The organism is Pseudomonas sp. MF6396 (genome assembly GCF_002018915.1).
Taxonomy (GTDB): Bacteria; Pseudomonadota; Gammaproteobacteria; order Pseudomonadales; family Pseudomonadaceae; genus Aquipseudomonas; species Aquipseudomonas palmensis.
On the sequence record NZ_MVOK01000039.1, the window covers coordinates 22,404 to 31,845 of the forward strand.

Annotated in this window: 7 protein-coding genes; 1 reads left to right on the forward strand and 6 read right to left on the reverse strand. The window is 42.7% G+C overall.

What is annotated here, in order from left to right:
• Positions 1–8 precede the first annotated feature (8 nt).
• The 3 genes from MF6396_RS28555 to MF6396_RS26225 form a co-directional block, all read right to left on the reverse strand.
• On the reverse strand, positions 9–962 hold the full coding sequence (locus MF6396_RS28555) for a hypothetical protein (RefSeq protein WP_153046125.1): 954 nt from the start codon (positions 960–962) through the stop codon (positions 9–11).
• A gap of 956 nt (positions 963–1,918) precedes the next feature.
• Entirely contained in the window at positions 1,919–3,445 is a 1,527-nt protein-coding gene (locus tag MF6396_RS26220) for a P-loop ATPase, Sll1717 family (protein WP_078481883.1), read from the reverse strand.
• A gap of 249 nt (positions 3,446–3,694) precedes the next feature.
• Entirely contained in the window at positions 3,695–3,901 is a 207-nt protein-coding gene (locus tag MF6396_RS26225) for a hypothetical protein (protein ID WP_078481884.1), read from the reverse strand.
• A gap of 926 nt (positions 3,902–4,827) precedes the next feature.
• Here MF6396_RS26225 and MF6396_RS28560 point away from each other — a divergent pair.
• Positions 4,828–5,208: a hypothetical protein gene (locus tag MF6396_RS28560; RefSeq protein WP_153046126.1), complete on the forward strand. Its 381-nt coding sequence runs from the start codon at positions 4,828–4,830 to the stop codon at positions 5,206–5,208.
• Positions 5,209–5,246: 38 nt separating this feature from the next.
• Here the strand turns inward: MF6396_RS28560 and MF6396_RS28565 are convergent, their stop codons facing one another.
• The 3 genes from MF6396_RS28565 to MF6396_RS28575 all read right to left on the reverse strand — a co-directional run bounded on the left by MF6396_RS28565 (position 5,247) and on the right by MF6396_RS28575 (position 8,541).
• Positions 5,247–6,134, reverse strand: a complete 888-nt coding sequence (locus tag MF6396_RS28565) for a hypothetical protein (protein WP_153046127.1) — start codon at positions 6,132–6,134, stop codon at positions 5,247–5,249.
• A gap of 59 nt (positions 6,135–6,193) precedes the next feature.
• Entirely contained in the window at positions 6,194–7,930 is a 1,737-nt protein-coding gene (gene pilV, locus MF6396_RS28570; protein WP_161493048.1) for a shufflon system plasmid conjugative transfer pilus tip adhesin PilV, read from the reverse strand.
• Positions 7,931–8,163: 233 nt separating this feature from the next.
• Entirely contained in the window at positions 8,164–8,541 is a 378-nt protein-coding gene (locus tag MF6396_RS28575) for a hypothetical protein (RefSeq protein WP_153046129.1), read from the reverse strand.
• Positions 8,542–9,442 lie beyond the last annotated feature (901 nt).

Sequence of the window (9,442 nt, forward strand, 5' to 3'; positions counted from 1 at the left end):
GCGGATTACTAACTTCGCTGTGCAGGGGGGCCGTCCTTGTGGAGGTGGCTCAACAATGTATAAGCAGGGTCAAGTGAAAGGGTAGGGTTGCTAGCGTCAAATTTTCCAATTATGAATGAATCTCTGCTTATCTTGCTCGTTTGCAGATAAATCACACCCCCTGCTGCGAATATTTTTGGTGAGTGCTGCTGAAAGATGCCAGTCCTGCTGATGTGTATTTGAAGCGCTTGCTCTATAGTGTCTTCAGCCAGTGTGGCAGGGGGGATTATTTTCTCATATTTACTATCGGCTAAGCTTATAGGGTTATGCCTATTTAGTTTTTTCTCCTCTTGATTGAAGTGGATGGTGGGTAGGATTGATCGTAAAAATAGAGAGAGCCGGCCAACTGTAGAAGACAGGGACTCATTTTTTATTTCTAGAGATGATACCCTTTCTTCAAGCTGCGCGACTTGCATTGATGAGGATTTTAATTGCTCACTCAGTTGATTTATAGAGATCTCAAGTTGGTTCTGTAGGTTTTTGGTGCTGGCTAATTCAGTTGTCTTTGTCGCGATATCTTTTTCATGTTGAGACTGCACCGCTCTATAGCTTTTTCGTAGGTCAGCTGCTTCTTCGAGAGTCATGGGCGTTTCATCCTCAATCGACTGCTGTACACCTTTTAGTGTTTTTTTATGTCTGTGGGATATTTTATAAAACCACTTTGCGGGTATCGGATAGACAGTCAAAAGTAGTATTGCTGAAACTAGTGGAAGCAAAACTCCATGGGATAGTATTGTGGTTGTGTTTGGAAATATATATAGGTCAATGTAGGTTAGTTTGACTGGGGCCTTCAGGTCTGAAAGAACTATTGTTATAAATTTCCAGTTCCATACTGCCCATGATAGTAGGAATGCCCCTGATAGTGGGCTGGTTACTCTGTCGTAAAGTTGTGCTTTGATTGTTGTTGTAATGTCGTCGATCATCTTTAGATGAATCCCGAGTTGGTTTGATTTTCGGTTTGGTTGTGTCTGGCTAGCCATGTCGATGGTATAAGTATCAGACGGCTAGCAGTGGATCATGATCTTTTTATGCTATCACGACGCAAGAGCTATGCGGTGCTACCACGAGGCGAAGGCAGCAGGTAGCTCGGCCCAGGAGGTGGAGCGGTTACGGGGGCTGGCAGAGTCTCTGTTCTAGGCGGTTCACGACTATCAGTTACGAGCGCTTGGAGCACCTACACAGAAGGTTCATTAGCGTGATATTTGGGGCAAATATGGGGCGAATCATTCGCCACTCTATGCCAACCCATGCCAAAAGCACTCCTAGCGCACTGTCGATAAAAGGCGCTCAAGTCCAGCACATATGGGCTTGAGCGCCTTTTTTCATTAATGCACCAGCACAATCGGGGTGTGTTCGCTTAGTGTTGAGCAGCGTCAGGTATTTTGACCGCCAAAGCAACAAAGCCTCTGGCGGCGTTTACAGCGTGTATCTGAAACGTCTTAGCGATCAGGCATAGGCTATTTGCACCCTCAACATCGACGAATCGTTGGCGAATCGGTTGACAACGCTCCCGACCGCTCCCCACATGTTGACCAGTGTGCCGACTCTAAACTGAGGCATATGGATTCTTGGGAGGTAAGCTGTAGCATCGAATTCGATTGGCTGAGTGTCAATTTCATACAATCGTTGGCTTCAATCTCCGAACTCTTCGGCTTTCACTCGTTGCTAGGCTAGATGGGGCAACGGGGTCATTGGCAGCATTCGCTATCGGAAGAATGAAGCTACCCATGGACTATTCCAGATCTATGTCACTACATAGACGTCCCTCCCCGAACAATAAGGTGCGCAAGCCAAATCATTAGAGGCTTGGGCACCTTTACTGTTCTTGCTGCTGCGCAACTAGAATGTGTAATGACCCACGCGCTTACTGATTGCCAAATTACCTATTCTGGAGGTAGGCTTTGATGCCAGCATGAACAAGTATGTAACCGTCTTTGTCTAGTCGATAATCTTCAGCGTCTTTCTTGGAGGCTTTTATTTTAAATCGTACAAAAGAATTGCTTTTGCTGATGCAGCCTATGATTGATCTGTCAAAAAGATCGTTTAGAATTTTTTCAGGGTTGACGCTATCGCAGTATGATCGCACAAAATCAAGAGCTTGGTTGTAGGTGCAGTCGTATTGCCTGTAGATTTCCTTGGTGGCGTCCCATATGTTCTGTATCTGATGGGGCTCATAAAAGGATGATAGCTCATTACTGAGTTCTTTTATTAACTCTGAGGCGTAGAGGCCTAACAGCGAATGAATGTCTTTTTTTGAAAGTGGGAGATTATATCGGCCAGTTTCTAGGGGTTTAAAGAATAAAATCAGATCTCTTGGTCGCAGGAATGTGTGATCAGCAATATACTTAAATGCGGATTTTGGCGCAAAGTCTTCAGTAACTAAGCTTTTCCAGGCCGTCTTCTTGCTCAGTGGAAGCTCTGCTTTTCTGAAGGCGTTCTCAACGCGCTTTGCAATAAGTTTTTTTAGGGAGAGTGTGTCTTCTTTTTTGGGGTTTGGATAGTCTTCTTCATACCAATTCAGGGTGGTGGAGTAAGACGAAAATAGTTTAGCGATATCAGAGCCTTGTGGTGAAAGCAGACGCTCCACATCGTCCCTAATGAGAATTAAAACTTTAGCTTTTGCGCCATTTTTCGCGAAGACATTGTTGTTGACATACTTTGTTGTTCGGAGAAGGCTGATGATGTTGTCAACTGATTCTGGGTTGGTTGCTTTGAAGTTAATATCTAGGTCGTCAAAAAAAACGGCATAAAAATTTTCGTTCTGCAAATTTTCAGGCGATGTTAGGACCTCGACGATCACCTCTTCAAGGTGTGGAAGCAACTTGTAATAGGAGGCTCTGGATTCCTTTATTTCGATTTCTTTGTTGAACTTCCCTTTAAAGAAACGCTTGAGCTGTTCTATGTTTACTTCGAATTTGTGCTTTTTTACAAGTTCGATGACCTCGCCTTTATCGATGTCAATAAATCCAGAATTCTTTTTTAGGAACTCCTTCAATAAAGCATATCTTGGCGATTGCTGTGCAGCTTCGTTTTCAAAAAATAATTTAAGAATATTCGTGTAAATTAGCCATTTAAACAAGTGATCTTTAGTCTGCTCGGCGCCCGCTTCCCTGCCGAGTTGAACAAGCTGCTCCAAGCTTACTGTGTCTTGGCGAATGAAGGTGCAGAATAAGTTTGCATCCAGCTTCGAAAGTAAATAGGCGTATTCAGCGAATGCGCTTTTGCCACATCCCTTGCGTCCAATTATTATGAATTTTTCATTAGATGTCTCACCGAATAGGTCGTGATAGTCTTCATAGACATCACTTAAAGATACTTTTGAATTGGGAAGTGACTCAGCCTCGGCTTCCGGTGCGCCAATATACAATGCACCATTTTTGATACGTGAAAAACGCTGGAATCCCATAATCGCTCCTTGAGTTTAGAGGCTCCTGCATTCTTGGGCAGAATGCTATAGCTGTCGCACATTTGAGCTTTTTTGGAATCAATGGTCAATTGGGTTCGGAGGGACACACGCGTAAATGGTACAAAAATGGTACTCGCCTGGGAGAGGTGCTCTAGAGGCAGCGTGATCATTGACTCTCAAGGAAGATGCAGCCAATCCATCATCGACCCTGATCATATGGGCTGTGTCACCAGCGAACTGCGTGAAGGCTCATTCCCGCAAGCGCTCTATGCCGGACGAGATCGCCTCAGCATTCGTGTCGAGAGACGTTAGAGCCCCCATGGCGCTTTCATGGATCTGAACAGAGCCGCGATGACTGACCCATAGCGAGAGCTCTTCCAGTGCCGCTCTGATGGCGATCTGGTTCAGAAGCAATAGCTCCAGCGTGTCGACTGTGATTGAGGCTTTTTCATCCATGACAATGCTCCAGGTCTCAGAGTTCTTAGGGCAGATTTAGGGCAAATTCAAGGGCGCCTGGGGCCTAAGTAGGCCTTCCGTTCACGCCAGAATAGCTGGTTTTGCTGGCCTGTAAGGGCCTATCGAGAAGATTGGGCGGGTTCAAATCCCTATCTCTCCGCCATATTGGAAAAATCCCTATAAATCAATGATTTACGGGGATAAAAAAATGGTGATTTGTAGCAAGGTTTTGTAGCAAAAACCTGATCTGCAGATCACCATTTTTTTCGTCTTTCGTTTGAGTCTTCCTTGCTCGTTCTGAGCGTCTTTGCCCTTTGCGGCTACCTCTGCCTGTCTGCTGATGTATTGGTGCTTCTGTGAGGCTCTGAGCCGTTCCTGTGCCTGATTTCTGGATCAGGGTCGCCAACGGTGCGGGGACTTGTACCCGTGACGGTGGCGACCGGATTGCATATGAAAAGCGGTGGCGTGCTGTGGCCCGCCAATTCTGGTGGTCGCTTCGCTTGTAAAGGCTTTGATCCCTTGTGCCTCACGGAAACGCCCTTTCCGAGTTAGCTTCTAACCTTCTGGTATATTTAGCCTGTCACTGATTAAAGGCTTGTTATGCACACGAGAGAAGGCATCAGACGGTGTATTGTCGATAATGGCACGAAGGTTAGTCGATTCCGTTCTTGGAGGATGCTGCCGAAAGTGAAAAAAGGGGGCTATTGCGTGAGCATCTACCTTCAGGGTATTCAAATTGGTTTGCTATCGTAGAGGGTAAATCCATCTGGTGGATCTACTCCGATTCGTCTGACGGTGGTGTCTGGACAAGTGAAGGACTGGCGATAACAGGATGTTGGGTGCCATACGATGGTGCTTTGGCCCGTGCTATTTATGATTTGTGCTATCCTAAAATGCCAAGTAATTACAAACAGGAAGGATGAGAGGTGCTTATGGTAAAGGATGATAATGGGCGTTTCCAAAACATGCTCTGGAGTCTTGGCGACACACCTGAAAATGTTAAGGATTTTCATGTGTACTCCTATCACTTTATTGATGATAGATTATTTTTCTTAAATGCCAGAGAGACACTGGCTGGTTTTCCAGATGGATATGCTCTTATTGAAGAAGCTGAAAAGCTTTTAAAGAAGAACGGCTGGGAAGGCGATGGCACACTAGAGTTGTTATGGTTGCCGCCGTTTATTGGTGTTGGAGTGGAAGACACATATGGGATAGTTTGTTTTCATGTGAAGCAGTCAAATAATGGTACCTCATGGTTCGCATCGAAATATAAACTCCCATTCGGTTCGCTTGAGCCCATTAACTAAAAATAGGCCGGAGACGGCCTTTCTATTAATTTGGCTATTCATTTGCAGACTTCGTAGAAATTATCTTTAATTAAAGCCCCTCTTTTGTATCTAACTCCATTTACAGTGATGCTTGTTGATGTGTAATTGGTCTGGTATTTGATAGCGACGCCGTTTACTACAACTTGAAGATAATTGCTGATAGCACTGGCATACCAGTAGTTGTTGATTACATCAACATTATACACGCAAGAAGCTAATCCGTTAGATGGGCGGCTACTATTGACCGAAATAGTATGGTTTTCAGGAACTGGTAGGCCCACATTTCTATATTCCAACGTTGTTGTTTCCTGCTCGCGATCTTGTTTAGTGCGAGATTGATCTTGTTTGCAGTCCGTAGCCGTTTGATTGTATGGCTCATCTTTCAGCATGCTTGTTGGTGCGGGTGCCCAGTTCGAGCATCCATAAACAGCACCATTATTAACCCATTCGCCATAAAGTGGTTCGGCTGCTTGCCAGTTTTCTTTGGTGCCAGTCACTTTCCTAGTGGAATGAACGGCTACAGATTTGCTTTCAATCGAAGGTTCTCCAATATTTCGATATACGAGAGTAGTAGTTTCCTGCTCTCTTTCTTGCTTGGTGGTCGTTTGATCTTGCTTACAGTCGGTTGCGGTTTGATCAAAGGTAACGCCAATAGTCTGCGTAGAAGGGTCAGGTCCCCAATTTGAACACCCGTATATGCCGCCTACGTTAATCCATTCTCCATAGAGCGGATCTGTTACCCTCCAGCTTTCAGCAGATATGCCGGGTGACCTAGGCTTTATCTGTATAGTGCCATTTGGAAGTGATCCTCCATTGGGTTGCTCCAACGGAATATATAGTTTGTAGGCGGCATGTGAAACGCTCATAAAGCTCAATGCAAAGATTGCTATAATTGTGTTTTTCATTTTTATAATAAATTATTGACTTAATTATACTTTATCATGAATATCCAAAAGTCAATAATTTAAAAGCAAATTGTATTTACAGTGCAGCTAGGTGATTCACAAGACATTTCTAGAACCTGACCGCCTCCGTATCCTTGTGATCTGCAATAACGCGATCCACAAGATAGCCAGTAATTAACTGATCTTGGGTCATCACCGGCTTGTTGTAGGCAGTTCTGGCCCGGTGATCCGCCTTGCATATTATCAATACTAGATTTAGAAGTTGTCAAATATACCGGAGTGTATTGCAGCGTCCATCTACCACCTTGGCATGTCAGTATTTTACCCTGAGAGTTACGAGCCAATAAGCCCAATGAAGGACAAGAGCTATTGATAGTGACGACTTTATTCAGTGAGATATATTCATTCGAGTTCAATCTTCCATTCGCGTTAGTCGTGCCTTGAAAATTCGCGGTGCTACTTATGCCTAATGTGTTACTTTTGACGTTGCCGTTGAAATTGCCGTCTTTTGCATTAACTGAGCCTGACGTGGCATTTATATTTCCTGTATTCGCCGTTATGTTTTTGTTAATAGTGAGGTTGCTTCCTCCAACGATATCACCCGCAACATTTAGCCTTTGGTTTAAATTGGTTGTGGCGTTTACCGTTAAAATACCGTTTAGGTCAGTTTTTCCATTAACAACCAAATCCTTTTTTACCTTCATGTAGTTAGTATTAATTTCGTCGGAATATATTATGTCGGTGTAGAGCGTTTTAATCAGTCCTTTTCCAGCGGATAACGTATCTATAACCTGATAGGCTACCTCTGTGCCGGCGTCGTCTTGAGAGAGTATTCCACAAGGTGCTTTTTGCGTGGAGTTGATAAGGCCGTCTGCTGAGTGCGTGTATACAGGGCAGAGCCTATCGAGCATTACACGTTGGTTAGTGGATGAATTTACGGCAATATCTACGGCTACTGGGCTGCCTGTTTCGGTGTGTATCCCGATACCACAATCTACCGTTTTCGATTCCCAAGCACTGCTGCTTGTATTCTTTTCCCATTTGATACAGCGAAGCCTGTTATGCCCTTTGGACTCTTTAAAAGCAACGGCTGATCCTAGCATTGAATTTGTGCCATCTACTCTTAAATACTCGTTACCGCCCTCACGGTCGTAGGTAGCGACTAGGGTGCAGTCTGCTTTTAAGGCAAGGCATTCGGTGTTAGTTATTTTTGTATCTGGGTCGGAAAGAGAAGCAAAGTAGAACTGATGACCGCCAGTTACATTTAAAGAGTCATTAGCATTGGCAGCAATTTTCGCTCTGTTGAAATATCGAAAATTTTGTGAAAATGACGATAAGTTTTTAGGTTGGAATATCACCTTGAAAGTTTTTATAAAGCCTTCTTCATCTGGGGTTATTTTTGCTTTCGCAATGAAGTTATATGGGATTCTTGACCAGAATTTACACGGAAGTAACTGAGTTGATTTCTCTTTTGATAAAACAGGCACCCAGCTTTTTTCATTCCCGCAAGTGGACTCTTTAGCGATAAATTCGTTGTTTAGCATTTCAAGAATGGCGGGAGAACCACTCCATTCTCTGCCGTTTTTGAAGTTATCTATGTCCCACCCATCGAGATGGATACGCTTGTCAAATGCGGTGATGATTGAAACTATATCTTTTCCGAAGATAGTGGCTTGTTGCTCGCGTTGTTGTTCCATGTACCAATAGAGGAAGCTGACGACAAGGGCCATTACTATTGATAAGGAAAGCAGGGTTTCAAATAGGGTTAAACCTTTTTGTTTTCTCTTGATTGTCATGTAAATATCTATTGTTCTTGTTTTCATTATTACATAAAAGATAAAATATAAAAGAGTGCTTGCGAAAAAATGACAGCATTAGGTTTGGGGATATAACCTTGAACCTATGGCTGTTTGATTTGAAGGGTGGTGGGGTGTTTATACTTTGTGAGAGTATAATGTGTATCCGCGAAGCAAAAAAAATAGCTTCGAGGATATAAGTATGTATCGTCTGGCGTTACATGTTTTGAATTTTATTGTGGTCGCATTTCTTCGATTATACGTTTTTTGTATTCATCTGCTTCAATATCTATTTTTATTTTCGCCTCTCGCCACTGTTCATTATAGTAATCTTGCCATCGTTTTACTAATGAATGGACAACCATATCAAGGTTTTGTTGTTTTACGCTATTCCCGCTTCTTGCAAACTCCTTAATTAGAACATCGTTGGATATTGATTTGCAGCCTGAAAACGCTGCTATTAGCTTTTTGGCAAGGGTTGAGGTCATTCGTATCTCAAGCTCATCCATTTCTATTATTTTTACGAACATAATTAAAAAATTTTGACGCTCACGTCTTTTAAAACCACCAACCATGCCGCCAATTTTTCCTGCATATTCCATCTTGTTCATATCTAGAACTCCTATGTTATTACAATACAATTACCATAGGTTTTTGGTATGTCAATGCTTCGGGGATATATCTCCTAACCTATAACATTGCTTCGGGGATATAAGATGTAGGAAATTGGATATTCTCATTATTTTCAATTTTGAACGTGACCAAGACCATACATTTTTTTGTGAAATTCATTTGAGAGCGATTTTTGAGTTTTTGCAGTGTCATTTTTTGATCTGCTTCGTGGCAAAAGTCAACTAAGTAATTTAAGTAAGGTTGAACCCTATTTGATGATTAAGGTTGGATGTTATATTTATTTTCATTTTGCTATTGACAAGATATTTTGCTATTTGTAAGCCACAATTCAATGGTTAAAAAAATTAAATATCTAAAAAATTCGATAAAAACGTTAAATTTTCACGGCAGTTTTTTCAAGAAAATAATTTTTGTAAAAAGTCGATTTTTGGTTACTGCCCCAAATCGCTTTCGGGATATTTAGGCTCATCAGCCCAGTGAGTGATATTCACCCATTTTGATGAATTTTGAAAAGTGTGAAATTTTCATCAGGAAAGAAATTTGATATGTATGTATACATACATATAGGTTGGGGGATATATCTCCGAACCTATGGATGTGTTGGGTTGAGTGGTTAACGCTGTCGGGTGCTATTATCTGATATAGGCTTTTAGACAGATTATAATGCTGCGAGGTGTAACGCATTTGGCTATTTTAGGCGTGTAGTTGTGTGGCTTGGTGTCGTTGTATCAACAGAGTGGAAGAAGGCCGATTTTGACCAATTCCGTGCGTTATATCGCTATCAGTGGGGCGGTGTATGTATATGTGGGGGATACGGGGAGGAAAGGGGGGGATGGGCGGGAAAGGAAGAAGAAACACCCTCACCGGGTGCTATTATCT

What these genes read in the sequence shown, in the direction of transcription:
- MF6396_RS28565 (WP_153046127.1), bottom strand. Translation starts at nt 6,134, where the DNA reads ATGAAAAACACAATTATAGCAATCTTTGCATTGAGCTTTATGAGCGTT.
- MF6396_RS28555 (WP_153046125.1), bottom strand. Translation starts at nt 962, where the DNA reads ATGATCGACGACATTACAACAACAATCAAAGCACAACTTTACGACAGA.
- MF6396_RS26220 (WP_078481883.1), bottom strand. Translation starts at nt 3,445, where the DNA reads ATGGGATTCCAGCGTTTTTCACGTATCAAAAATGGTGCATTGTATATT.
- MF6396_RS26225 (WP_078481884.1), bottom strand. Translation starts at nt 3,901, where the DNA reads ATGGATGAAAAAGCCTCAATCACAGTCGACACGCTGGAGCTATTGCTT.
- pilV (WP_161493048.1), bottom strand. Translation starts at nt 7,930, where the DNA reads ATGACAATCAAGAGAAAACAAAAAGGTTTAACCCTATTTGAAACCCTG.
- MF6396_RS28575 (WP_153046129.1), bottom strand. Translation starts at nt 8,541, where the DNA reads ATGAACAAGATGGAATATGCAGGAAAAATTGGCGGCATGGTTGGTGGT.